At 35.8% G+C, this 24,966-nt stretch carries 26 protein-coding genes; 21 read left to right on the plus strand and 5 right to left on the minus strand.

All coding sequences use genetic code 11. The features are described 5' to 3' along the window. Window positions 1-199 precede the first annotated feature (199 nt). The 6 genes from N4T20_RS14620 (at window position 200) to N4T20_RS14645 (ending at window position 5,509) form a co-directional block, all read left to right on the plus strand. Window positions 200-814, plus strand: a complete 615-nt coding sequence (locus tag N4T20_RS14620) for a YdeI/OmpD-associated family protein (protein ID WP_260669874.1) — start codon at window positions 200-202, stop codon at window positions 812-814. A gap of 30 nt (window positions 815-844) precedes the next feature. Further along, window positions 845-1,543, plus strand: coding sequence for a DUF1826 domain-containing protein (locus N4T20_RS14625; RefSeq protein WP_260669875.1), 699 nt, complete (start codon window positions 845-847; stop codon window positions 1,541-1,543). A gap of 27 nt (window positions 1,544-1,570) precedes the next feature. Continuing rightward, a complete protein-coding gene (locus N4T20_RS14630; protein WP_260669876.1) occupies window positions 1,571-2,206 on the plus strand; it encodes an MEDS domain-containing protein in 636 nt (211 codons plus the stop codon). Window positions 2,207-2,518: 312 nt separating this feature from the next. Further along, window positions 2,519-3,544: an META domain-containing protein gene (locus N4T20_RS14635; protein ID WP_260669877.1), complete on the plus strand. Its 1,026-nt coding sequence runs from the start codon at window positions 2,519-2,521 to the stop codon at window positions 3,542-3,544. Between the two features lie 407 nt (window positions 3,545-3,951). Next, window positions 3,952-4,419 carry a hypothetical protein gene (locus N4T20_RS14640; protein WP_260669878.1) on the plus strand — a complete coding sequence of 156 codons (468 nt, stop codon included), beginning with the start codon at window positions 3,952-3,954 and terminating at the stop codon, window positions 4,417-4,419. 433 nt (window positions 4,420-4,852) lie between these two features. Beyond that, the gene (locus N4T20_RS14645; protein WP_260669879.1) at window positions 4,853-5,509 is read left to right on the plus strand and encodes a porin family protein; all 657 of its coding nucleotides are present in this window, start codon (window positions 4,853-4,855) and stop codon (window positions 5,507-5,509) included. 910 nt (window positions 5,510-6,419) lie between these two features. Here the strand turns inward: N4T20_RS14645 and N4T20_RS14650 are convergent. The 4 genes from N4T20_RS14650 to N4T20_RS14665 form a co-directional block, all read right to left on the minus strand. After that, a complete protein-coding gene (locus N4T20_RS14650) occupies window positions 6,420-6,806 on the minus strand; it encodes a hypothetical protein (RefSeq protein WP_260669880.1) in 387 nt (128 codons plus the stop codon). A gap of 3 nt (window positions 6,807-6,809) precedes the next feature. After that, window positions 6,810-7,598, minus strand: a complete 789-nt coding sequence (locus tag N4T20_RS21800; RefSeq protein ID WP_313771872.1) for a ferritin-like domain-containing protein — start codon at window positions 7,596-7,598, stop codon at window positions 6,810-6,812. Window positions 7,599-7,741: 143 nt separating this feature from the next. After that, on the minus strand, window positions 7,742-9,886 hold the full coding sequence (locus N4T20_RS14660; protein ID WP_260669881.1) for a catalase: 2,145 nt from the start codon (window positions 9,884-9,886) through the stop codon (window positions 7,742-7,744). Window positions 9,887-10,087: 201 nt separating this feature from the next. Continuing rightward, a complete protein-coding gene (locus tag N4T20_RS14665) occupies window positions 10,088-10,477 on the minus strand; it encodes a sensor histidine kinase (protein WP_260669882.1) in 390 nt (129 codons plus the stop codon). Window positions 10,478-10,510: 33 nt separating this feature from the next. Here N4T20_RS14665 and N4T20_RS14670 point away from each other — a divergent pair, with 33 nt between their 5' ends. The 15 genes from N4T20_RS14670 (at window position 10,511) to N4T20_RS14740 (ending at window position 23,686) form a co-directional block, all read left to right on the plus strand. Continuing rightward, window positions 10,511-11,056 carry an alkyl sulfatase C-terminal domain-containing protein gene (locus tag N4T20_RS14670; protein ID WP_260669883.1) on the plus strand — a complete coding sequence of 182 codons (546 nt, stop codon included), beginning with the start codon at window positions 10,511-10,513 and terminating at the stop codon, window positions 11,054-11,056. Window positions 11,057-11,446: 390 nt separating this feature from the next. Continuing rightward, window positions 11,447-11,839 carry a hypothetical protein gene (locus tag N4T20_RS14675; RefSeq protein WP_260669884.1) on the plus strand — a complete coding sequence of 131 codons (393 nt, stop codon included), beginning with the start codon at window positions 11,447-11,449 and terminating at the stop codon, window positions 11,837-11,839. Window positions 11,840-12,185: 346 nt separating this feature from the next. Beyond that, window positions 12,186-12,488, plus strand: a complete 303-nt coding sequence (gene ureA, locus N4T20_RS14680) for an urease subunit gamma (protein ID WP_260669885.1) — start codon at window positions 12,186-12,188, stop codon at window positions 12,486-12,488. Window positions 12,489-12,501: 13 nt separating this feature from the next. After that, window positions 12,502-12,873, plus strand: a complete 372-nt coding sequence (gene ureB / locus N4T20_RS14685) for an urease subunit beta (protein ID WP_260669886.1) — start codon at window positions 12,502-12,504, stop codon at window positions 12,871-12,873. Then, the gene (gene ureC / locus N4T20_RS14690) at window positions 12,870-14,591 is read left to right on the plus strand and encodes an urease subunit alpha (RefSeq protein ID WP_260669887.1); all 1,722 of its coding nucleotides are present in this window, start codon (window positions 12,870-12,872) and stop codon (window positions 14,589-14,591) included. The genes ureB and ureC overlap by 4 nt, the downstream gene beginning before the upstream one ends. Window positions 14,592-14,672: 81 nt before the next feature. Next, on the plus strand, window positions 14,673-15,260 hold the full coding sequence (locus tag N4T20_RS14695; protein WP_260669888.1) for a hypothetical protein: 588 nt from the start codon (window positions 14,673-14,675) through the stop codon (window positions 15,258-15,260). Further along, complete coding sequence (ureE, locus tag N4T20_RS14700) at window positions 15,260-15,763, plus strand: urease accessory protein UreE (protein ID WP_260669889.1); 504 nt, start codon at window positions 15,260-15,262, stop codon at window positions 15,761-15,763. Before N4T20_RS14695 ends, ureE begins: the two co-directional genes overlap by 1 nt. A 1-nt stretch (window position 15,764) precedes the next feature. Next, window positions 15,765-16,454 carry an urease accessory protein UreF gene (locus tag N4T20_RS14705; RefSeq protein ID WP_260673117.1) on the plus strand — a complete coding sequence of 230 codons (690 nt, stop codon included), beginning with the start codon at window positions 15,765-15,767 and terminating at the stop codon, window positions 16,452-16,454. Between the two features lie 12 nt (window positions 16,455-16,466). Beyond that, window positions 16,467-17,105: an urease accessory protein UreG gene (gene ureG, locus N4T20_RS14710; RefSeq protein ID WP_260669890.1), complete on the plus strand. Its 639-nt coding sequence runs from the start codon at window positions 16,467-16,469 to the stop codon at window positions 17,103-17,105. A gap of 4 nt (window positions 17,106-17,109) precedes the next feature. Beyond that, window positions 17,110-17,907 (plus strand): urease accessory protein UreD, encoded by a 798-nt coding sequence (locus tag N4T20_RS14715; protein WP_260669891.1) that lies wholly within the window; start codon window positions 17,110-17,112, stop codon window positions 17,905-17,907. 6 nt (window positions 17,908-17,913) lie between these two features. Beyond that, the gene (locus N4T20_RS14720) at window positions 17,914-18,612 is read left to right on the plus strand and encodes a hypothetical protein (protein WP_260669892.1); all 699 of its coding nucleotides are present in this window, start codon (window positions 17,914-17,916) and stop codon (window positions 18,610-18,612) included. 33 nt (window positions 18,613-18,645) lie between these two features. After that, window positions 18,646-19,533, plus strand: a complete 888-nt coding sequence (locus N4T20_RS14725) for an urea transporter (RefSeq protein WP_260669893.1) — start codon at window positions 18,646-18,648, stop codon at window positions 19,531-19,533. A 2-nt stretch (window positions 19,534-19,535) separates the two neighbouring features. Next, on the plus strand, window positions 19,536-21,578 hold the full coding sequence (locus tag N4T20_RS14730) for a TonB-dependent receptor (protein WP_260669894.1): 2,043 nt from the start codon (window positions 19,536-19,538) through the stop codon (window positions 21,576-21,578). 12 nt (window positions 21,579-21,590) lie between these two features. Then, window positions 21,591-22,394: a DUF2490 domain-containing protein gene (locus tag N4T20_RS14735; RefSeq protein ID WP_260669895.1), complete on the plus strand. Its 804-nt coding sequence runs from the start codon at window positions 21,591-21,593 to the stop codon at window positions 22,392-22,394. Between the two features lie 65 nt (window positions 22,395-22,459). Further along, window positions 22,460-23,686, plus strand: a complete 1,227-nt coding sequence (locus tag N4T20_RS14740; protein ID WP_260669896.1) for a RidA family protein — start codon at window positions 22,460-22,462, stop codon at window positions 23,684-23,686. A 120-nt stretch (window positions 23,687-23,806) separates the two neighbouring features. Here the strand turns inward: N4T20_RS14740 and N4T20_RS14745 are convergent, their stop codons facing one another. Next, the gene (locus N4T20_RS14745) at window positions 23,807-24,691 is read right to left on the minus strand and encodes an AraC family transcriptional regulator (RefSeq protein WP_260669897.1); all 885 of its coding nucleotides are present in this window, start codon (window positions 24,689-24,691) and stop codon (window positions 23,807-23,809) included. Window positions 24,692-24,966: the final 275 nt, after the last annotated feature.

The following is a 24,966-nucleotide window of genomic DNA, read 5'->3' on the forward strand; positions in this document are numbered from 1 at the left end:
AATCCCATTTCACTAGAAATGGGATTTTTAATTAAATATAGATTTATAAGAAAATTTATCTATTTAAATAATCAAAATATATGCTCATTTAAGTAGATTTGTCATAAATTCGATAAAAAAATGCAAAACTGTTTTGCATTAAAGTATATTAATATTCAAGTAGTTTGAAATTTTATCACAAATATAAATAGTTCTATCGATGGAAAAATATAACCAAGACGTTACGGCTTACATTGCAAAAATGGCTGACTTTGCAAAACCTATTTTGAACCATTTGCGAGAAGTAATTTTTAGCACCTGTCCCGAAGTGGAAGAAAATATTAAATGGGGAACGCCTCATTATTCTTATAAAGGAGATCATTTAGTTATGATGGGCGGTTTTAAACAGCATTGTTCTTTTAGTCTATACAAAGCTGAATTGATGAAAGACAAGGAGATTCAAGCAAGTGTAAAAGCAGGTAAAAAATTTGGGTATATGGACAAAATCAAAGATTTGTCTGAGCTGCCAAGCAAAGAAATATTGGCCGCATATATTAGAGAGGCAATGATTTTGAATGAAAATGGAACTGCTAAACCCAAACCAACAAAAGAAAAATCAACTGCAGAAGTTGTAGCTCCTCAAGAATTTATGGATGCCTTAAAAAAGGACAGCAAAGCAATCGAAATTTTTGAAAGCAAATCGCCGTCATTCCGTAAAAATTATATTATTTGGATTGCAGATGCAAAGACAGACGAAACTAGAAATAAAAGAATTGCGCAAGCACTAGAATGGATTGCAGAAGGAAAAGATAGGTTTTGGCAATCCAAGAAATAATCATAAAAAAACAACATTATAAACGAGTACATGACCAATATATTTTCTGATAACAGCCAAATTGGAGTAGTATCTACCTTCTCCGAACTTGTGCAAACCAATTTCAAAGATGAGATGAATGCGCTTTGCTGGTACAGAAACTTAGAGGGCGACTTCAAAGAAATTGCAGACAAGTTATCGTTAAAAGAAAATATAACAGAAGTTTTTCCTGAAGACTTAAAAGCGCTTCAACTCTCAGAACAAGGAAGCATCGCAAGAGAAACAATTTTAAATGATTTGCAATTATTAGCCGATTTTGGAGCTTCGCCTTCTCTTAATTTACTGAAGTGCTACGAACGCGACGATGAATTTGACTTCATATCTACTGATGTGTATTCGTTTCATGTCGATCGTTCGCCCATTGCAACAGATACTTTTTTATGCACCTATCATGGAGCGGCAAGCGATATTGTTTCTAATCCTCAAGCAGAACAAAAAATCCTGATTCCAGAAATTCGAGCAAAACTGAAAGAGCTTCATGATGGAGCAGAAGAGGAGTTTGAAGACTTTTTGAAAGAAAATTATTTTGATTTGCATTATCAGGTACACGCCAATGCCAAGCCTATTAACTTAGGCACAGGACATCTTTGGCGTCTGGCTGTGGATCATCCAAAACAAGAAGTGCAGCCCTGCATTCATAGAGCGCCACTAGAAAACGAAGGAGAATATCGTTTGTTACTTATTTGTTGAGGAAAATTAATTACGTATATTTGAGCTATGACTAAAGAAACTTCTTTTACGGTATGTGGAGAACCATTGACAGCTCCAATGCACATTTGCGGTTTTTTCGATTCCAGAGAACAGCAATATGAAGTAATCATTCCTTATATCATGGAAGGATTGAAAGCAAATGATAAAGTAATTAATATCCTTGAAGGAAACCGTCATGGGGAGCACTGCCGTTGCTTAGCCGATAATGGAATATCTATTGCCGAAAAACTGTCAACTGGCCAATTGGAAGTACTAGCTTCTGAGAATTCTTATATAAAGGATGGAGAGTTTGCTGCCGAAAAAATGTACAAAATGCTCGAACAGACTTTATTATCAGCTTCAAGAGCGGGTTATGATAGTGTTAGAGCGTGCGGCGATATGGTATGGGCTCTCAAGAACCTACCAGGAACCGAAGAACTTTTAGAGTACGAGGCTAGACTGAACTTGCTTACTCCGCAACATTCAGTTTCATTAATTTGTATGTACGATATCAGCAGTTTCAGCCAAAGTGCGCTCACAGATATATTGCTGACACATCCTTATGTGATCAAGGATGGAAAAATTAGCAAAAACCCGCATTATGTAGAGCCTCTAGAATTGCTTTCTAGTCTTACTTCTCGAACTGGTGCGCTTAAATCCTAAATCCTATTTTTGGTTTAATTCAGCGATGAGTTAAGAACTATGTCACACAATCAATGATGGCAGTTTAAATTTAAAACAGATAAAAATCCTACAAAAATAATATTAAATATAACAGAATGGGTAATTTTTGTTATATTTATGCAAACGAACTGATTATGAGTGTGTAATGTTTTTATTGTTAATGAAAAAGCAGTATTCAGGGCTTATAAAAAAAAGTTAAAAACATTCTTTGTTTTAAAGTGGCACAATTCATGCCTACCGGAAGACCATGAATAATCAGAATGCTTAATCGGTATTCTAAAAAATTAAAAAATGATGAAAAGATTTAAATGTATGTATGTTTTTGTAGTAGTGTTATTATCAACATTCACGTACGGTCAGGAAAGTTTAAAAATGTTTGTAAAAGAAAGCAAAGTGCCATGTACAGGTGTGGGACCTATGGAATGTCTACAGGTTAAGTACGATAACGACAAAGAATGGCAGCTTTTTTATGATCATATTGAAGGTTTTAATTTTGAAAAAGGAAATCGATATGAGATAATGGTAACGAGAACAAAAAGGCAAGAACCGATTCCTGCTGATGCTTCTGCATACCAATATAAATTGAAAAGCATTATTTCGAAAACCCCTGTAAGCAAGGAAAAAGGAATTTATAATACAAAAATGGTTTTGACTCAGTTAAACGGTAAAAAGATAAACAGCGGAAAAGCATTTATCACCATTAATGATGAAACTGGTACAATAAGCGGTAAAAACGGATGTAATAATTTTAATGTAAAGTATACCAAGCTTTCTTCAAAAAATCAAATCAAGACCAATTCTCCTATGGGAACTTTAATGGCTTGTGATAGCGAAAGCATGAAATTGGAACAAGATTTTAGCGCTGCAATAACCAATAAAAAGTTCAAAATTGTAAAGAAAAACAATAAAGTGCAGTTTAAAAACACTAAGAACAAAGTTGTTATGGAATTTTCTATACCAACTCAAAACGAGTTATGGGCTTTTATTGGAAAAAACAACTGGAAACTAATCGCACTTGAAAATGTTGGACAGGATTACGGAAAAGCTTCTATTAAGTTTAATGTGGCAGAAAAAAAGGTGAGCGGAAATACAGGTTGCAACAATTTCGCTGGAACTTATGAAACTAGCGGTGATACTATTTCTTTTGATAAAATAGCAGCTACATTAATGGCGTGTATTGGTGAAGAAGGGAATAAAACAGAGCAAAAAATATTGTCTTATTTAAACAATAAAGACCTGCGTTTTGACGTAGCAGACCAAACGCTTAATTTTTATCTTAACGATAAATTGGTCATGATGTTTGGCATCACAAAATAAATCTGTTCTATAAGTCATCTTAAAATTGATGATGATTTATGAAAATTAATAAAAAAACCAGTGAAGTTGATTCACTGGTTTTTTTTATGGATATAATTATTTTAGCAATTCATGAAAGTTCAACTGAAAAACTGCGCAAATTTCACTAAACTGCACCCAAAAGGCTCTGACTTTTACAGAACATCTCAGGTATTTTAAATGAGACGAAGCCTTACATAAACTATCAACAGATTTGGTTTAAAGTCGGAGACTTTAAGAAGTTAACATTTTTTAAATATATTTAGTTTGAAAAGCGCAAAGTCGGAGACATTTGCGCAGCTTTTCATAAGAATACTTCGGAGAGCAGTGAATATTACTAATTTAATAAAAGAAAATTTTTATCAAGGACCTTCTAATTGTAATTAAATATGAAAAAAAATATTTGTCTGTTAGTATTACTAACAATTAATCTGATAAGTGGACAAGAAAAATCAAATGATTATTTTGTTTTATATAAAGGCGGAGATAAGTATTTAAAACCAGTTAAATACATTATGTTTGATTCTGCCTTAAGTGAAAATAGAAAGAATGAAAAAAATGGCATAACATATTTTGGAATTAATGATGAGCGATTCAAGTTTGATGTAAAAAAGAACAAAAAAGAAAGTTGCTCACTTGATGTTTTAGATAATATAAAACTTGAAAATCCAGCTAATTTGCAAAATGATGCATATAAGTTTTACAAAAAGAAAAAGGAAGAAGTGGAAAAAATAAAGAAAGTTAAACTTGCTTATCCACCAGCTGGATATCAAGCGTATTTAAAAATTTTTATACTTGAAAAAGTGAGAGATAAAATTTTTAAATACGAGGTTGATTGGGAGTATTCTAATTTTTAAAATTAAGTAATCCTCTGTTCCATGAAGTGTTTAACTTTTTTCGAGCAGTTCAGAGACATCTGTGCAGCTTTTCATAAGAATACTTCGGAGAACAGGTTTTTTTATTTAGCACTCACAAAACCCACAAATTTTTAAATTATAGATGCAGCTTGGCGCAAACTTAGCTATCGAAAACCTTCGTAAACTGAATAGAAGGTTTAAACTGATGCTTTCATTTTAAAATAAGACACATAATTTTCTAGAAATATTATAAAATATGGTTTCATTTTATAATTTGAAACATAATTGAGCAGGTATTTTAGCTGAAAATCAGTTTTGTAAGATAACTTTGGATAAGAATTAAGGCCTTAATACAGACGCTAATTATTTTTCAATTAAACTGACGGGCTTGAGAATAATAACTTCCCATTATTACAAACTAAAATTTTAAATTATGAAAAAGTATCATTTATTATCTGTCTTTTTTTTCTTTTCACTGGCAATGTCGGCGCAAAGCGCTCAGTCTTTTTTGCTTAACCTGTATGGAGGGTATACTTTTTCCGACAGAGTAGATTTTGATTCTTCTTACGCAAAGGTAGAAGATGGTTTTGAGTACGGTTTAGGTTTGGAATATTTTATAATGGATAATGCTTCGATAGAATTGAAGTATAACAGACTTGATACCCATATGCCTCTGTATACAAAAGTTCGTATAGACAATGGCGCAAACACTATTCCTGCAGGAACTCAGATTAACGCTGGCGATGATAAAGGTGCGATCAATTACATACTGGCAGATTATACGTATTACTTTGGCTCAAGCTCCCAAAAAGCGCTTCCTTTTCTTGGTGCGGGCTTAGGGGTTTCGATTCTTGAAACGCCAAGAAGCGGTAACGGAACTTATTTTGCTTGGGAGATTAAAGGCGGTGTGAAGGTAAAAACGAACTCGCCATTGTCAATTAATCTTCACGCATATCTGCAGTCTATGTCTGCTGCTGTAGGATACGACTATTATTGGGACTACTATTGGGGACCAATAGCAGTTAATGATTATGCATCAACATTTCAGTTCGGGCTTGGCGCTTCTCTAAGCTATGATTTCAGCAAATAGTCACTAGTTTTTGGACAAAATATTAAAAGCATTTATTTTTGAATGTTTATAAAAAAGACAGATATAAAAATATCTGTCTTTTTTTATAGAGGTTTGTTATTTGTATTTGGAGATATATTCCAAAATCAATCAGTGTAATCTACTTTAATTTCTTGACTGCATTCTGAGTCGCTTTCAGGTTTTTCATCCCAGCTTCCCCAATCTCCTTGATAGACTTTTAAGCAGATTAGGTTTCCATTTTCCTTCAAAAAAAAATAAAAACATCTTTAGACGAAGTGGGAGAGACCGTAATTATTAATTCTCCATTTGCATCAAAACTTATTTTTGGGATTTCTAGGTTTTCAGTTTGCATCCTTTTTAGTTTTTTGATTAGTAGTCTGTTGGTTTAAAAGTAGTAATTCATGATGAATTGTAACTCAGGCAGCGCAAATGTCTCCGACTTTGCGCTGCCCATCTTCCTCTTTAAAAAACGCAAACCTCTAAAAGTCTCTGACTTTAAAACCAAATTTAATACAAATTATAGAGATTTAAGCATTTCTATTTTTTAATAAGTGATCGCAAAAAGTCAGAGACTTTTATCATGGCTGTAATTTCTAAGGTGAAAAAAAATTGCGCAAAGTCAGAGACATTTGCGCAGCTTTTTCAGTTGAACTCTTCGGAGAGCGGGGGGTAAGATTATAGCTTTGTATCTGGTCTCTTTCATTGTCTGCTTAGCATCTTGTTTGGCTTTTCGGGTAGCAACCAAAAAATCGAAAGAAGTTTTAAGAATCCCACCGAATCCAACTAAACCTACTACTGATATTATTTGCTCTGCTGTCATAACTTTTAGTTTTTGAATTAAGCTAATATAACTATTTGGATTATAAAAAAGCCACTCCGTTATGGAATGGCTTCAATTACTTTAATTGTTTCACATAGAAGAACGTAAACGCTTTTTAGGTGAATCTTTTTTCTTCCTCTGATTATAATATCTATCAATTTCTTCCTTAGAAAAATAGCAATAAACCATATAACTATCAAAATCTTTATCAGTGTATGCAGATTTAACATTAACAATATCATACGCCATAAAAAATGCTTTCGCTTCTGCTCGATAATTTCGTGTATTATTAATTTCCCCACTTAAAAAATGAACAGCAAAAGGCATATAATGTATTCTTTTTTTATCTTTTAATATTCCATACGTTTCTTTTTGTTTATTTATATAAGTTTCAACTTCATATTGCTTATATCCTACAAAAAGGAGAATTATTGTGATAATAATTATTAACGATTTCTTTAATATTATTGTTTTCATATGTTATTGTTTTGCCCAAGACGTTCCATTCCATTTATATGTACCAGAAGATAAGTTTGTAAAATTAGATATTAAATCAGACAATCCACTAGCTTTCTTTTTTGAATCTTCCTCATTTTGAGCTGTTTTACCAAAATCAAAATTTAAGTGCATAACTTTATTTTTATCGTTTTTAAAATAATAATCAGCACCTACAAAACCTGCATCTAACATTTCACCTGCAGTAGGAAATTCAGGAGTATTGTACCACATCAATTTATCAATCAAAGCTTCAGCTTCATCTTCTGAATAACCTGCATCAATTAGTGAAGTCATTAAAATATTTTTAGCCCTTCCTGTACACCAAAGACCTCCTTGGTCTCTACCAGTTCCTGCTTCTTTTTCTTCTGCAAGAGTCTGTGTCAACAATTTTGCGGCATCATTTTCTCCAATGGCTTTTGCAAAAGCCACCAATGTTCCGTACGATGCAATTTCATAATGCTCTATTTTTTGCGATGCAGCAATGATTCCTGCATCTCTAACTGCTCCAGGAGCCGTTTCTGAAAGAATGTTGTCGCCTTCTTTTAATAAGCCTGCCATTGCCTCACATTTTTTGCCTTCAACTTTTTCTCCCAGCAAATCAAAAACTTTTTCTAGTCTTGAAACCTGATTTTGAGTCACAGAAAGATGTTCTAAAATAGTTCCCGAAAGACCCGCAGACGATGCGTTGGCTGCCATCTTTGGCAAAGCACTGACTAAAGCATTTTCTGCCCAGTAAATATCTTTGAGGCTGTCTATAAATAAATCTTTCAACTCTTCGGCAGCATCTGAGGCTGGTTCTACAATATTAAATTTTGCGTTGTTTTTTTATATCTTTTGTCTGACTTGCTTTTGGTGTGGCCGCATTAGTCTGACCTTGTTTTTCTGAATTTTTCATTTTTTGTATTTTTTGAGAATTAGTTATATAAGTTTGGTTCACGCTGCCAAAATCGATGCATGGTCATAGCAGTGATAAATTCCTGAGCAAATGCTTCGCTGGCGATTTCGCTCGTGACGATAATTCCGGGATCATTATTTGTAATTTTTCCTGAAAAAGGAGTTCCACTTATAATTTCTGAAGCTTCGCCATCGGCGCCAATTACTTTGCAGTGTTTGTAAGCATCATTTAAATATTCCAAGACATCTTCATTTTCTGCCAATGCATTAAGACCTAGTCCATGCGGCACGTAAACAGCATCAAATAAAACGGATGAAGCAGTCAGGAAACTAAATTCTGCTGGAATTGTGCCATCTTTATCGGTTATAACAGAACCCAAATGAGGAGCTACTAAACAGCCTTTTGCGCCTTCTTTTTTCAATGCATTTTTCATGTTCATTACAGAAGACTCAGAAACACCATCGGTTACCAGAATGGCAACTTTTCTAGATTCTATTGTAGGCGAATTGGTTGGATTTTTAATCATGCTCAAAGCCTGAGAAGATTCGATAGAAGATGCAACGGTTTGAGGTTCTTGAGTTTTGGCTTCCTCTGTTTCTGGAGATACTCCCTTATTTATTGGTGTTTCCAAAATAGGCGGCACAGTTGCTCCAAGACCCAAAGCAACTTTTTCTGCGAGTTCAGTATCAACTTGAGATAATAAACCCAACATTCTGACTCTAATTGCCGTGGTTTGCACTTTTCCAAGTTCAAATCGCAAAGCTTTTACAATATGACTTTTTTCTTCGGGTGTCTGACTGTTAAAGAACAATTTGGCCTGCCCAAAATGATCTCTAAAACTTTCGCTTCTAGCTCTTACTTTATGAGAATCGACACGCTCGTTGAAGCTTGCAAAACCTCCTTCAGCAATTTTTGCCTGATATGGGCAGCCTCCGCCCAAAGAATTGGGATGATAGCTTACCCTGCCTTTATTGATCTCCTGACGCATATGCCCATCACGCTGATTGTTGTGAATAGGAGCAACGCTTCTGTTAATTGGTATTTCATGAAAATTAGGGCTTCCTAATCTTGATAATTGCGTATCGGTATACGAAAATAGACGTCCTTGCAATAGCGGGTCGTTTGTAAAATCAATTCCTGGAACCACATGACCGGGATGAAAAGCGATTTGTTCTGTTTCTGCAAAGAAATTCTCAGGATTTTTATTCAAAACCATTCTTCCAATTACAGTGACAGGAACCAATTCTTCTGGAACAATTTTGGTAGGGTCAAGCAAATCAAAATCGTATTTATGTTCGTCTTCAGTTGGAATAATCTGGATTCCTAGTTCCCATTCTGGGAAATTGCCCATTTCTATGGCTTCCCATAAATCTTGGCGATGAAAATCAGGATTTTTACCCGAAATTTTCTGTGCTTCATCCCAAGCAACCGCATGAGTTCCTAATTTAGGTTTCCAATGAAATTTTACAAAAACAGATTCTTCCTGAGCATTTATCAATCTAAAAGTGTGAACGCCAAAACCTTCCATCATTCTATAGCTTCTCGGGATGGCTCGATCCGACATTACCCACATAATCATGTGCATAGATTCGGGCATTAGCGAGATAAAATCCCAAAACGTATCATGAGCCGATGCAGCCTGTGGTATTTCGTTATGCGGCTCTGGTTTTACAGCATGAATAAGATCTGGAAATTTTGAAGCATCCTGAATAAAAAATACTGGAATATTGTTGGCCACCAAATCGTAAATTCCTTCTTGGGTATAAAACTTTACAGCAAAACCTCTCGCATCTCTCGCAAGATCTGTAGAGCCCCTTGATCCTGCAACGGTAGAAAATCGGGCAAAAACAGGTGTTATTTGTCCTTTTTCCTGAAGAAAACCCGCTTTTGTCAACTCTGGAATTGGATTAGTCACTTCAAAAAAACCGTGCGCACCTGAACCGCGTGCGTGAACAATTCTTTCAGGAATTCGTTCATGGTCAAAATGCGTAATTTTTTCTCTTAAAATAAAATCTTCTAGCAGTGAAGGTCCGCGATCGCCGGCTTTTAGCGAATTATTATCATCATTAATTCTTACACCTTGATCTGTGGTTAAAAACTTGTTGGTACCATCGGAGGTATTGATGGATAAATCTCGTTGTTTTTCGTCTTGAAAATTTTTCATAATATCTCTTAATTAGTTAAATAACTTATGATTAGAAATACATTCTTACTTTCAGGTTTACAAGTGTTTACATATGCATTTTTCTAATATTTCAAATATAAATGCTCAGATTGAAGCTTTTTTATAGAATTAAAAATGATTATTCTACAATTGCCATAGACTTTATAATTAAAAAAATCTCCAGAAATGGAGATTTAGTTATCAATTTGATTCATAGGGGAGGTAGATATAAACGACAGTGCCTTTATTAGGCTCGCTGGAAACTTTAATAAATCCTTTGTGATTGTAGACTATTTTTTGAACTAATGTTAGTCCGAGTCCGCTTCCATAGTGTTCGTTACTGTTTTGCAGTTTGTAAAACGGATTGAATATGAGGGTTTCAAAGTTTTTATGAAAACCAATTCCATTATCAGCAATAGCTATTTTTATATAATCAATGTCAGGATCGGCTCCAAAATCTATAATTTCATCAGATGTAATTTCCTCAATGCCAATTCTGATTTTCGGATTAGTGTCCTTCTTGGCATATTTTATAGAATTTGTAATTAAATGTATAAACAGCTGATGTATTTGTGACGGAATAATGCGCAATTCAGGTAGTGATGTTATCTCGATTTCTGCCTTTTGTTGGTATTTGCAGATCCTAAAAATCAGAGTGCGAGAAATCTGCTTGCAGACACTTATGAACAGTTGGGATATCAGGCAGAGTCTGGACCGTGGAGAAATTTTTATCTTTCAGGAGCAAAAGAGCTGCGAGATGGTGTAAAAGTGCTTCCATCACCAAACACGGCTGGTCCAGATATGGTAAGAGGAATGTCTACCAGTTTATTTTTTAATTTCTTAGCCATGAAGTTCAAGGGTACAGATCCTGATGCTGCGGCAATGAAATACAATTTCAATATTACAATGCCAGATGTTAACGAAAAAGTTGCCCTACTAATAGAAAATGGAGTCGTTAACCCGCGCATAGGCAGTAATGTGAATGAGGATGTTACTGCAAGTCTGACCATAAACAGAAAAGATTTAGATCGCATAAGTCTCGGAGAAACTTCATTTAAAGACCTCGTTGACAATGGCACAATAAAAATCACAGGGGATAAAAACGCGTTTACAAATTTTCTAAGTAAAATAGACAACTTTAATTTCTGGTTCAATATCGTTGAGCCTTAATAAAAAAACTAATTAAGGATGTCATCCACAAAGTGAATCAGAGTATTCATTTTTTATAAGGAATAATAAAAAAGGCGCCAATTGTTTTCAATTGGCGCCTTTTGGCTGTGGTGACCTCTATGATAGAAATTACAAACCATTTTTGAATGATTTAAGGAAATTAACCTATTTTCTCTCAATTTTAATGTGCCAACCATCAATAAATTATCAATTCTTTTTTAGTTGAAGAGTCGGCGACTTGACTCTGACATTATGAAAAAAAATGTTAAAGTTGTATCGTTGCTAAATTTGGAAAAGAAAAGTCAAGATTTGTGCTACTCAATTGTATTTAAGCCCTGCTAAATTTGCATATACAAAAGGAATTATACTATAATAATTGAAGTCTTCGAGATGAAGTTAGCTTATATTTTATTTTTACAAATCTGTTTATTGACTATCCCAAATAGTTATGGCAAAGGCATTGTAAATAAGATAAATGGCAATGCCACAACTGAATCTTTTTTCGAGATTTCATCTCCTAGCAAAGCTATATTTGAAAAAGCATTTTCAGATTCTGATCAATTCAAATTTGATGTTTTGGAAAATACTTCTGAAACGGAGAAATGCAACAGTAATTTGCCTGCATCTCCATTTCATTTTGATGGCATGGACTTAAGAGTCCACTGTTTAGTTTGCACAGAAAGCGTAAAATTGAACAGTCAGGGGTTATTAGTACGAAATATTGCTCCTTTTAGAAATATACCACGAAATATCCTATTTCACAGTTTACAAATTCCCTTTTAATTTTTTCGAGAGAGCTAAATTGATCTTTAGCACACGATGTTCATGCTGAAATGCAGTTTCTTGTCATGAATGGAAAAAATTTCCGGCATGGTAGCGCATAGCGAAAAAACGCTCGTATCCCTATGCCATTGCATTTTCAGTAATTAAGGCAGGTGCACGGCCTTTTTATAAATGCACAACTAATTCATCCCATTAGAATTCTATTTGGAAAAGGCATATATTGCCTCGATTCCAATCTCCCTCCAACATTTTTATTACATCTGAAAAGATCATAATTGATTCAAAAAGAGATCGATTATGAAGCTTTCAGCAGCATACGTTATTTTTTAACTATAATATTTTTATTATGCATTTAACACCAAGAGAAATTGAGAAGCTTATGCTTCATACTGCTGGCGAATTGGCTAAAAAGAGAAAAGCCCGTGGTTTAAAACTAAATTATCCTGAGACTATTGCCCTTATCAGCAGTGAACTGATGGAATGTGCTAGAGACGGAAGGACTGTAGCCGAATTAATGCAATACGGCGCGACACTGCTCCGCAGGGAAGATGTAATGGAAGGCGTTCCGGAAATGATTCATGATATTCAGATTGAAGCGACATTTCCCGATGGAACCAAATTAGTAACCGTGCACAATCCTGTGCGATAAAAAAAAAACAGAAATGATTCCAGGAGAGATTATATTAAAAGACAGTGCTATTATATGTAATGATAGCCGTGAAACGTTAACTATAAAAGTTACAAATACTGGAGACAGACCAATCCAGGTAGGTTCACATTTTCACTTTTTTGAAGTGAATAGAATGATGTCGTTTGACAGAGAAAAAGCATTCGGAATGCGATTGAATATTATTGCCAGTACCGCAGTGAGATTTGAGCCAGGTGAAGAAAAAGAAGTTGAACTGACTCAATTTGGAGGAAATCAGCGTCTTTTTGGCCATAACAATTTAGTAGACGGAGACTTATCTCCGCATAATAAAGCTCTTGCATTAGAACGCTTAGAAGAAGGAAAATTTAAAAATGTGAAATCATGAGTTTAGAAGTAACTAGAAAAAATTATACAAGTATTTTTGGTCCAACCGTAGGAGACCAAATACGTTTAGGAGATACAGATCTTATTATAGAAATTGAAAAAGATTTTTGTTCTTATGGGGATGAAGCAAAGTTTGGCGGAGGAAAAACCGTAAGAGACGGTATGTGTCAATCTTCAACGGCTTTACGTGACGGAGGTGTTCTCGATTTTGTAATAACTGGTGCTACAGTTATTGACCATTGGGGAATTGTAAAGGCAGACATTGGTATCAAAGATGGAAAAATCGTTGGGGTAGGTAGAGCAGGAAATCCTGATATTATGGATAATATTACTCCAAATATGATTATTGGCGCTTCTACCGAGGTTCATGGAGGACATGGATATATTGTTACTGCTGGCGGAATTGATACGCATATACATTTTATTAGTCCCACTCAAATTGAAACCGCTTTGTATAGTGGAGTCACTACCATGATAGGTGGAGGAACTGGTCCTGCTGATGGGACAAATGCTACAACAGTTACCCCAGGAAAACATAACATTAAGAGAATGCTGCAGGCTGCAGAAGCGTTTCCTGTAAATGTTGGTTTCTTCGGAAAAGGGAATGTGGCTACAGAGGCTCCAATTGAAGAACAAATTGAAGCTGGAGCATTGGGAGTGAAAATTCACGAAGATTGGGGAGCGACGCCTGCCGTGATAGACGCTTCTCTGAAAGTAGCCGACAAGTACGATGTACAAGTAGCCATTCATACCGACACGCTTAACGAAGCAGGATTTCTAGAAGATACTATGAATGCTATCGCAGGGCGCGTTATTCATACGTTCCATACGGAAGGAGCGGGCGGTGGCCACGCGCCAGATATCATCAAAGCGGCAATGTATCCAAATGTGCTGCCGGCCTCTACAAATCCGACTAGGCCTTACACGACAAATACTATCGATGAGCATTTGGATATGCTGATGGTTTGCCATCATTTGAGCCCAAAAATCCCTGAGGACGTAGCTTTTGCCGATTCGCGTATTCGTCCAGAAACTATTGCAGCAGAAGATGTATTGCAGGATATGGGAGTGTTTAGCATTATGAGTTCGGATTCGCAGGCGATGGGGCGTGTAGGAGAGGTAATTACCCGTACTTGGCAGACGGCAGATAAGATGAAGAAACAAAAAGGTCATTTGGCCGAAGATCAGGAAAATAAAAATGACAACTTCCGTGCAAAAAGATATGTTTCTAAATATACCATCAATCCTGCAATCGCGCACGGAATTTCGAATTATGTTGGGTCTATTGAAGCAGGAAAAATTGCCGATCTGGTAATTTGGAAGCCAGCACTTTTTGGTGTAAAACCTGAAATTATCGTAAAAGGAGGTTTTATTGCAGCAAGCAAAATGGGAGATGCCAATGCTTCTATTCCGACACCGCAGCCTATAATTATGCGTAATATGTTCGGAACTTATGGAAGAGCGTTGACAAAAACGGCATTCACCTTTGTTTCTCAAGCTGGGATTGAGAATAATATTGCTGAAAAATATGGTTTGGAAAAGAAATTATTAGCGGTTTCAAATTGCAGAAACATTGGAAAAGCCGATATGATTCACAACAATGCAACTCCAGAAATCATGGTAAATGCTGAAAACTATACGGTGACAATCGACGGAGAAAAAATCACTTGCGAGCCATTGGATAAACTTCCATTAGCGCAATTGTATTATCTGTTTTAATTAATAAATATTCTACTTCTCACTGCAACAGTTTGTTTTTGTCGCAGTGAGATTAGAAATAAAAATATCAAGAAGAACTTTATGAATACTTGGAAAATTAATTTAGGGTTAATTCTTCTCCTAGTATGTGGAAGTCTAACAGCGGTTAGCGCACAGAAAGGATCTTTAATGCTTTATGGTTCTTTAACCTATAAAGACAATAATAATACGGGGAGCAGTTTTGGCGCAAACCCAATCGGGGTAGGATATTTTTTTAATGATCATGTCGTCGCAGGAATGAATTATGCTTTTGACAGAGAGAAAAACGGATTAGGGAACCTTACAGATTCTAAACACGAAATTGGTCCTTTTTATAGTGACTCTTGGAATATTGGAGAGCATTTTGCAATCATCGCGCAGGCCGACGCACATTATGTATGGGGAAATACGCTTATGAATACTCCAGAATCCTATAGCTATAATGGATATCTGGGAAGAATTTATCCGATTGTTGCAGTATTTCTTGGCAATGGATGGGCGTTAAAAGCTAAATTCTGTGAGCTATCTTATGAAAACACTACCGGAAATGATGCAAATAAAACGAGCAATAGAACATTTATTGCCGGAATAAATGGATCAACATTAGGACTAGGAGTTTCAAAAAACATCTCCTTTAAAAAAACGAAATAATGATTATACAACAGATAATAGGCAATACGAATACGCATTCGATTGAAGGGTTAGAGGTCGATTTTCTGGAAATTGAATGGTTTGAAACTACTAAGCGAATTCAGCGTAAGCGTACAAATTCAGAGATGGAAATTGCCATTAAGTTTATTCAGGAAGGACAGCGATTGAATCAGGACGACATTCTTTATCAAGACAGCAAAAAAGCAGTTGTGGTAAATATTAAACCGTGTGAAGCGATTGTAATGACACCTTCATCTTTGTTAGAAATGGGGACAATCTGCTACGAAATAGGGAATAAGCATCTTCCATTATTCATACAGAATGACCAGATTATGATGCCATTTGAAATGCCGATGTTTCGATGGCTTGAAGCAAGTGGTTATGCCCCTGAAAAACAGGAGATAAAACTTCTGCATTTACTTAAATCAAATGTAGCGCCTCACGGCCACGGAAACTCATCGCTTTTTACCAAAATTCTAAATATGGCCTCTTCAAATGACTAATATAGAAAATACCTATTTAGGAAGTCTTCTGCATTTGGCAGATCCTACTTTGCCAATTGGGGGATACACACACTCCAACGGGTTGGAGACTTATGTTCAGGATGAGGCGGTAAATTCTGTGGCTTCAGCAAAAGAGTTTGTGACCAATATGTTAATGTATAACATTAAATATAATGATGCTTCTTTTTTAAAACTTGCATATGTAGCGGCTGCAGAAAATGATTTAGAAACTGTAATTAAGTTAGATCAAGAATGCAGCGCTTTAAAGAGTCCGCGGGAAATACGAGAGGCAAGTCAAAAACTTGGAATTCGATTAATCAAGATTTTTCGAAGACAGAAAGCGTTTGATCTCATTAACGGTTATGAACAAGCAATTGCCAATAAAGACGCATCAGCCCACTATTGCATCGCTTTCGGATTGTACGCGCAACTCTTGGGAATTCCTTTAGACGAAGCTTTGTTTGCATTTTATTACAATGCAGCCATCGGAATGATTACAAATTCAGTAAAACTAGTACCTCTGGGACAATTGGAAGGGCAAGATGTTTTATTTGAATTGCAGCCACTTATTAAAAAATTAGCAAAAGAAACCTTAACAATAGACAGAGAACTTGTAGGTCTTTGCAGCATCGCTTTTGATATTCGATGTATGCAGCACGAGAGACTTTATTCAAGATTATATATGTCATAAAAAAATAAAAAAATGGAAAATAGAAAATATGTAAAAATAGGAGTTGCAGGACCTGTAGGTTCAGGAAAAACTGCATTGTTAGAACGTTTAAGCCGAAAAATGCTAAACGATTATAATTTGGGCGTAATTACCAATGATATCTATACTAAAGAAGATGCTGAATTTATGGTAAAGAATAGTCTGCTGCCAAAAGAGAAAATCATTGGAGTAGAAACTGGCGGATGCCCTCACACGGCAATTCGAGAAGATGCGAGCATGAACTTGGAAGCGGTGGATGAAATGGTTTCTCGTTTTCCTGATATCGAATTAATTCTAATTGAAAGTGGCGGAGATAATCTTTCTGCAACCTTTTCACCGGATTTAGCCGATGTGACGATTTTCGTAATTGATGTGGCAGAAGGAGAAAAAATTCCTCGTAAAGGCGGGCCAGGCATTACAAGATCAGATTTGCTTTTAATCAACAAAATTGATTTAGCACCTTATGTGGGAGCTAGTTTAGAGGTGATGGAAAATGATGCGAGAAGAATGAGAAAAGGAGCGCCATTTGTGTTTTCAAATCTTAGATCTACAGAAGGAATTGACGAAGTTATAGGCTGGATCAAGAAATACGCATTGCTAGAAGATATTGAAGAACCAAATTTAATTCGTTAATCGAATGGTAAGTACCCTAAAAATAGAAATAGAAGAAAGGGAAGGAGAATCATTTTTAAGAGATGCATACGTGACGCAACCTTTCAGGATTATGCCTGTGGGACAATACAAATCTGATGGAGCTTCGTATTTGATGATTATGAGTTCATCGCCTGGAATTTTAAGCGGTGATTCTTATGATATACAAGTGCATATAAAAGAAAATGCCCGTCTGCAATTGCAATCACAGTCCTATCAGCGATTGTTCAATATGGAAGGCAGTGCAGCGCAAATTATGAATGTCAAAATGGAAAAAGGAACTTCATTCTCGTATGTGCCTCATCCTGTGGTGCCTCATGAAGATTCTACTTTCAAAAGTCATAATAAAATCAATCTTGAAGATGATTGTGATCTAACTATAAGCGAAATCATAACCTGTGGACGTAAACATCACGGGGAAACTTTTAAATATGCTCATTTTCAGAATCTTCTTGAAGTGTATCATCATGATCGGCTTATTCTAAAAGACAATGTTTTGTTAAGACCCGATATTATGCCTTTATGGGCTATGGGATTGCTAGAGGGCTTTACCCATCAAGGAACTTTTGTGTATCTCAATACAAAAAATGAAGACGTAGAAGATCATATTGAATACTTCTTTAAAGAATTGGAAGTATTAGAAAATGTGGCATTCGGAATTAGCGAGCTAGAATCTAAAGGTTTTGTCATTAGAATTCTAGGGCATGGTGGTGAGCAAATGTTTAACTTCTTCAGAAAAGTGCAGGACGTGCTTTGGGAAGAAAAAACAGCAATACAAATTTAAGCAGTTATGGATTCAAATTTAATAGCATTATCAATTACAGCTATCAGTATCAGTTTCTTTCATACCGCATCTGGTCCAGATCATTATCTGCCCTTTATTGTTCTATCGCGATCACGCAAATGGAGCCTATCTAAGACCATTATGTTAACAATAGTTTGCGGTTTAGGACATATTTTAAGTTCGGTAGTTTTAGGAATTATTGGAGTTTTTTTAGGATGGCAAATCAACAAAATAACATTTTTTCAAGATTTTAGAGGCAATATTGCAAGTTGGGCGCTACTGTTATTTGGCGCAATTTACCTTTGCTACGGACTTTGGGCCGCTTACAAAAACAAAGCGCACAAACACTTTGACGTAATGGGAGAAGATGTATTTGTGTATTCGCACAAACATGGCGAAGTGGTTATGCCGGCCAATCGAGTTAAAGTAACGCCCTTAGTTTTGTTTGCCATATTTGTGATGGGGCCGAGCGAGCCGTTAATTCCTTTACTATTCTATTCAGGACTCAATCGTTCTGTTGCTGAAATTTCTACAATCATCGGCGTCTTTACATTGTCCACAGTTTTGACTATGCTCGGAATGGTGCTTTTGGGAGTTTATGGATACTCTTTTTTCAAAACAGAAAAATTTGAGCGCTATACTCCCGCAATTAGCGGAGCAGTAGTTTTGGCCTGCGGTTTTGGGATGGTCTTTTTAGGCTGGTAATTCAAACAATTTTTCACTTCTAGAAATATATAAATGAAAAAAATAAAAATAGTAATAGAAACTGTGCTTAAAGGCATAGGCCAGATCATGCTTCAAGAAAGCGCTTGGACTGGTTTGTTTTTTTTAATAGCGATTTTTTATGACTCTTTGCTTATGGGGGCTGGAGCCTTGGTGAGTGCCATAATTGGAACCGCAACAGCAAAAGTCTGTAAGTTTAACGACGAAAATATAAAAGCAGGCTTGTATGGATTTAATGCAACATTAATTGGAGTAGGATTGGTTTTCTTTTTCCAAACCAGTCCATTGATATGGTTTTTGGTTGTTTTAGGTTCTGTATTAAGCACTCTGCTTATGGAATTTTCAATTCGAAGAAAAATTCCTTTTTTCACCTTTCCTTTTATTGCGATTACTGTGATAGCTATTTTGATGATACAGCATTTCGGACTGGCAGCGGCAAGAGTACCTGGAGTAAATGAAGAGATACCTGAACTTGAGGTTTTTGAAGTAGCGGCGCACGCGTATAGCGAAGTGATTTTTCAAGGGACTATTGCAGCGGGGCTCCTGTTCTTTATAGGAGTTTTTCTAAATAATCCTACGGCGGCATTATACGGATTCGTAGCGGCTGTAATTGCGGGAGCAATTGCATATTTTGACCGCGATTCTGCAAAATTAATCGAGGACGGAATGTTTAGTTTCAATGCTGTATTGTGCGGAATTGCCTGCAGCGGAACAAAACCTAGAGATGGATTATATGTGTTGCTCGCAACTGTCATAGCGACGTGCTTTGACATTTTTATGATGCATAATGGATGGATTACACTTACGTTTCCATTTGTTTTATCGATGTGGATAATCGTTTCCTTAAAAAAATTAGTGGGCCATTTTGAAAATAAAATGGCAATTGTAGAAGAAAATAAATAATAATGAAAAACAAACTTTTTACAGGGATTGTAATAGTATTGTTGGCAGTGCAAAACGGATTTGCGCAAGAAGCAGATAAGTCAGAAATAAATAGACCAGAGGCAGATACAGTGCATCTGGGCAAAGTAGCGATAACCAATATCGACTTCAGAAAACAGATAATGAAAGTTGATCTAAAAATGACGCCTGTAAATTCTGCACAGGATGTATTGAGAAAAGTTCCTGGACTTTTTATTGCCCAGCACGCGGGCGGGGGTAAGGCGGAACAGATATTTTTGCGCGGATTTGATAATGATCATGGAACAGATATTAGCGTTATGGCTGATGGAATTCCAGTAAATATAGTCTCGCACGCACATGGGCAAGGGTATGCCGATTTGCATTTTCTTATTCCAGAAACGATCAAAGATATCGATTTTGGAAAAGGGGCTTATTATGCCGATAAGGGAGATTTTAATACCTCTGGATATGTGAATTTTAGCACATTCGACAAATTGGACAATAATCTTTTTAAAATTGAAGGCGGTTCTTTTAATACCATGCGAGCGGTGACAATGCTCAATCTTTTAAATAAAAACAACAAGGATAAGAATTTTTATGTAGCGGGTGAGTTCAATTATTCCGATGGCCCATTTGATGTCAAGCAGGATTTTACGCGAATTAATGTTTTGGCAAAGTACAATCAATGGATTGATGAAAAACATTATATCTCTATTCTCGGGTCTACATTCAGTTCTGGTTGGAATGCCTCTGGACAGATCCCAGAAAGAGCAGTAGAAGAAGGTATTATAAGCAGATGGGGATCTATTGATCCAACAGAAGGCGGAAGTACATCGCGAACAAATCTTGCCTTAAATTATAGATATTTAGCCAATGAAAATGAAGAGTTTTCTAGTAATCTGTTCTATTCGAAATATGATTTTAATCTGTTCTCGAATTTCACTTTTTTTCTAAATGATCCTGTTTATGGAGATGAAATCCAACAGACCGATCATCGCTCTATTTATGGTCTCGAAAATAAGTATATCCGACGATTTGAGTTTGAGAATAGCAGAATGACTTGGACATCAGGAGCAGGTTTCCGTTTTGATGATATCAAGGATTTGCAGTTAAACCATGTTTTTCAGCGCGATTTATTGTTGGACAGAATGTCAGATGCATCAGCCTCTGAAATTAATGTTCACGGCTATACTTCAATCGATTATAGAGTTGGAAAATGGCTTATTAATCCATCAGCAAGGTTGGACTATTTTACTTTTAGCCTTCACGATCGTCTTTTTAGTTTGCCTTCGGCAAAAGAGGCTTCGGCAGCTAGAGTAAGTCCAAAATTGAATATTTCTTTTACGCAGAACCAAAATGTGCAATGGTATATTAAATCTGGTTTTGGTTTTCACTCTAACGACGTAAGAGTTGTAGTGGCGCAGGATGGAAAAGACATTCTTCCTTATTCTTTCGGAAGTGATTTAGGCGTTATCCTTCGCCCGACAGCCAATATGATTATTCAGCCTGCCATTTGGCATATGTTTTTGCAGCAGGAGTTTGTATATGTTGGAGACGAAGCTGTAGTAGAGCCGTCTGGAAAAACACAACGTTTAGGGTTTGACTTGAGTTTGAGATATCAGCCAATTTCATGGCTATATCTAGACGGAGACCTCAATTATGCTCACGCACGCTTTATTGATGTGCCTAAGGGAGAAGATTATATTCCTTTAGTCCCAACTTTAACCAGTACAGGAGGAGTGGCGGTTAAGCTTCCTTCTGGTTTTTCGGCAAACCTAAGATACCGCTATATGGATGCAAGACCAGCTATCGAAGATAATTCGGTACGCACACGCGGCTATTTTGTCAATGATCTTGTGCTGGGGTACGGTAAAAGAAACTGGGAGGTAAATCTGCAGTTTCAGAATATCTTTAATGTCAAATGGAACGAAGCGCAATTTGAAACCGAAACGAGACTTAGGGGCGAGACTAACTCAGTATCCGAATTATGTTTTACTCCAGGCACCCCTTTCGCCGTAAAAGCAGGAGTAAGCTATAAATTTTAAACTTTATAAAACATGAAAAAAGTGTCTGCAAAAAGCAAATTGCTATTCGCAGTGGTCATTTTTGTGGTCACATTTAACAAATCATACGCACAATTAAGTCCACCAGGGTTGGGAGAAGCAAAAAATGCTTCTTGGTTTGCCTTTGGCGTCAGGCAATCTTTAGATTCCCTTAAGCAAAAAGAATCTACTACTTACGTAGGCGTAGGTCTAAAGAGCAGTCCAGACGAGAATAATCCGTTTTCTAAAATGGCTATTCTAGTACTTAACGAGGAAATTTCAAATCGCTATAAGAAGAACTGGGAATACTCGTATGCGTTTAGCTATAGAAGAGCTAATAATTATGATTCTGAAGTGCCATATGAAGAATTGAATCCGGCAATTGAACAGGAATTTAGATTATACGGGCGCTATTCTTATATCACAGAAGGCAGCGGATTGAAATGGAAAAATACGGTAAGGCAAGAGTTTAGGAAATTTTTTAATCCTGATTTTAGTAATGCTGAAGAGAATTTTCAGCTGCGAACACGTTTCAAAACACAGCTGAGCCTAGATTTAGGAAACAGTAAAACACATCATATTATAGGAGGTGCAGAAGTGCTTTTTGCCATCAGTAAAGAAAATGAACCTGAGAAGGAATGGTCAAAGTTTGATTACAAAGAAAGCAGGTTTACGCTTTATTATTCACTTAGCCCGCATGAGATTCCATTTGTTTTCGATCTAGGCTATATGTATAATCTTATTGGTAAAGGATCTGATGTTACAGACGTGAATTATTTGGCTCTAGATGTAGTTTGGAAGGATCCTTTCGGGGCATGATAAGATAATAGAAATACTCAAAGCATAGAAAAAGCAATTATAAAAACAGAAAAACAAACAGATTTATGAGTGAAATTAAAAAGAATTCGAGAAACACAGAAAACGCTCCAAAAAGCCCATTTTCAACGCAAACAGTAGCGTTTTCACATTACAACAATTTTTCGGGACAATTACCTATCGACCCTAAAACGGGAGAAATTATCAGCAGCGATATTAAAGAACAAACAGAACAATGCTTGAAAAATATTCAATCGATTGTAGAAAGCATTGGTCATGTTATGGATGATGCGGTAAAACTAACCGTTTTCCTAAAGAATATTTCGGACGCAGATGCTGTTGATGAAGTTTACAAAACATTCTTCAAAAGCCATTTGCCTACACGCACAACTGTTGTAGTAGAAGCTTTGCCTCTAGATGGCGCTTTAATTCAGATAGATGCTCTTATCTCAAATGGAGAAGGAACTACTCCGCAAAAGGCTTTGGAACTTGTTAAGATAACCAGAAATACAGAAAACGCACCAAAGAGCATACACGCCCATAACGTAGCATTTTCTCACTATAGCAATATTTCAGCTCAATTGCCTATTAATCCACAGTCTGGTAAAATTGTTGCTGGCGGTGTAAAAGAGCAGGCAGAACAGTGCTTAAAAAATATTCAAGCAATTTTAGAAAGCATTGGCCATGTTATGAATGATGTGGTTAAAACCACTATTTTTCTTAAAGACATTTCAGATGCAGTGATAGTAAATGAAGTTTTAGCAAACTTCTTTCCAAGCTACGTTCCTGCGAGAACGATTATCAACGCTTCAGCTTTGCCTATGGATGCTTTGATTCAGATTGATACCGCAGTTTCGCATGGTGACGGAACGCCTCCGCAACTTCCTGAGGATGCACGTTTTTTGGCAATCGAAGCAAACAATACAGAAAAAGCTCCAAAAGTTTCATATTCGCATACTGTTGCTTATTCGCATTATAATCATATTTCCGGGCAATTGCCATTGGTTCCTGGAAACAATCAAATAGTAGGCAGCGGTATTAAAGAACAAGCTTCACAATGTTTAAACAATATCAGGGCAATTGTAGAAAGCATCAACCATAAGATGGATGATATTGTTAAAGTGAATATTCAGCTTAAAAATGTGGCTGATATTACGGCTGTAAACGAAATTTACACTTCATTTTTCAGCGGAGATTTGCCTGCAAGAACAGTAATTGGTGTTTCGGCAATTCCTTCGAATGCTTTAATTCAAATTGATGCTGTTGTATCTAATAGTGAAGGTACGCCTGCTTAACTTATTCATAAAGCGCTCTTTCAATTTATAAAACAGAGTTTCTTAAAAAACGCTTAGACAGGATTCTTAAACATCCTGTTTAAGCGTTTTCTTTTTATTATTATGAATGAATTGTAAATCTTAATGTTTTAAAAACTGTGTTCGATAATCAGAAGGGGATTCTCCAGTCACTTTTTTAAACATACGTGAAAAATAGGAAGGAGATTGAAAATGCAATTCAAATGCTATTTCTGCAATTTCTTTCGAATTATCCTGCAGAAGAATTTGGCTGTGCTGAATCGTAATTTCATTAATCCATTGTTTTGGTGCTTTTCCAGTGGTTTCTTTTATGCATTTGTTCAAATAATTATCAGATATTTTTAATAAATTGGAATAAAAATCTATGTTCTTATGTTGAATGTGGTTTTTCTGCACCAATTCCCTAAACTGAAAAGAAATAAAACTTGCACGGCTTAGCGATTTGTTGTCTGTATTTTCGGTTCTAATAATTTTTAATAATGCAGATTGGAGTAGTGCCGTAGTTATCGCATTAATATTCTCGGCCTGATTCAATTCTTCTTCTAGCAATTCAAATAAGCGGATAAGCCAATCGATCTGATCAGGGTTTAAAATAGAGAAGGGCGAAGTGTAAAAGAAGTTGAGATCGCTTGTTGTTAATGCAATTTCAGTGATTACTTCATTTTCATAAATAACAAAAAAGCCTTCAACGTCATCTGACAATTCTAAGGTTGCTGTAAAATTTCCTTGTTTGATACTAAGAGCTTGATTTGCATTGATTTCAAAAACAGATGTTTCCAACTGTTGTTTTACAAAACCTTTTGTTACAAAAATCAAAAAGTTAAAAGTCGTCTGATATGGATTTACGGGGATTACGATTTTCTTTAAATAATTTTCTATTCGATATAGCTGTACATTCGAATTATTAAAGAGATTATGAGTAGATATGTCTGGAAGAAAGAATTTCTTGTATTCATAATTGCTGAGTAGTTTAGGGTTGTTTTTCATTAAAACCTGATTTTATGCTATAGCTGCGAATGTAAATTAATGGGTAGGAATAAGCGATTAAAGATGAACTTTTAAAAATTGGTTATCTAGTAAAATTGAAGCAATAAGATGAGCTGTTTTTTTATTGGTTTCAGTAAAACAAAAGTGTAGAATATATGGCTAATAGGGAGTTAACAGGAAGTTAAAATATGAGAAAAGGGAAAAAGATATTTTTTATCTTTTTCCCTTTAGAGTGACACTTACTGAACAATTTACAAAATCATTTTATGGAAGAT

Origin of the sequence: Flavobacterium sp. TR2 (assembly GCF_025252405.1) — a bacterium.
In the GTDB taxonomy this organism is placed as follows: Bacteria; Bacteroidota; Bacteroidia; order Flavobacteriales; family Flavobacteriaceae; genus Flavobacterium.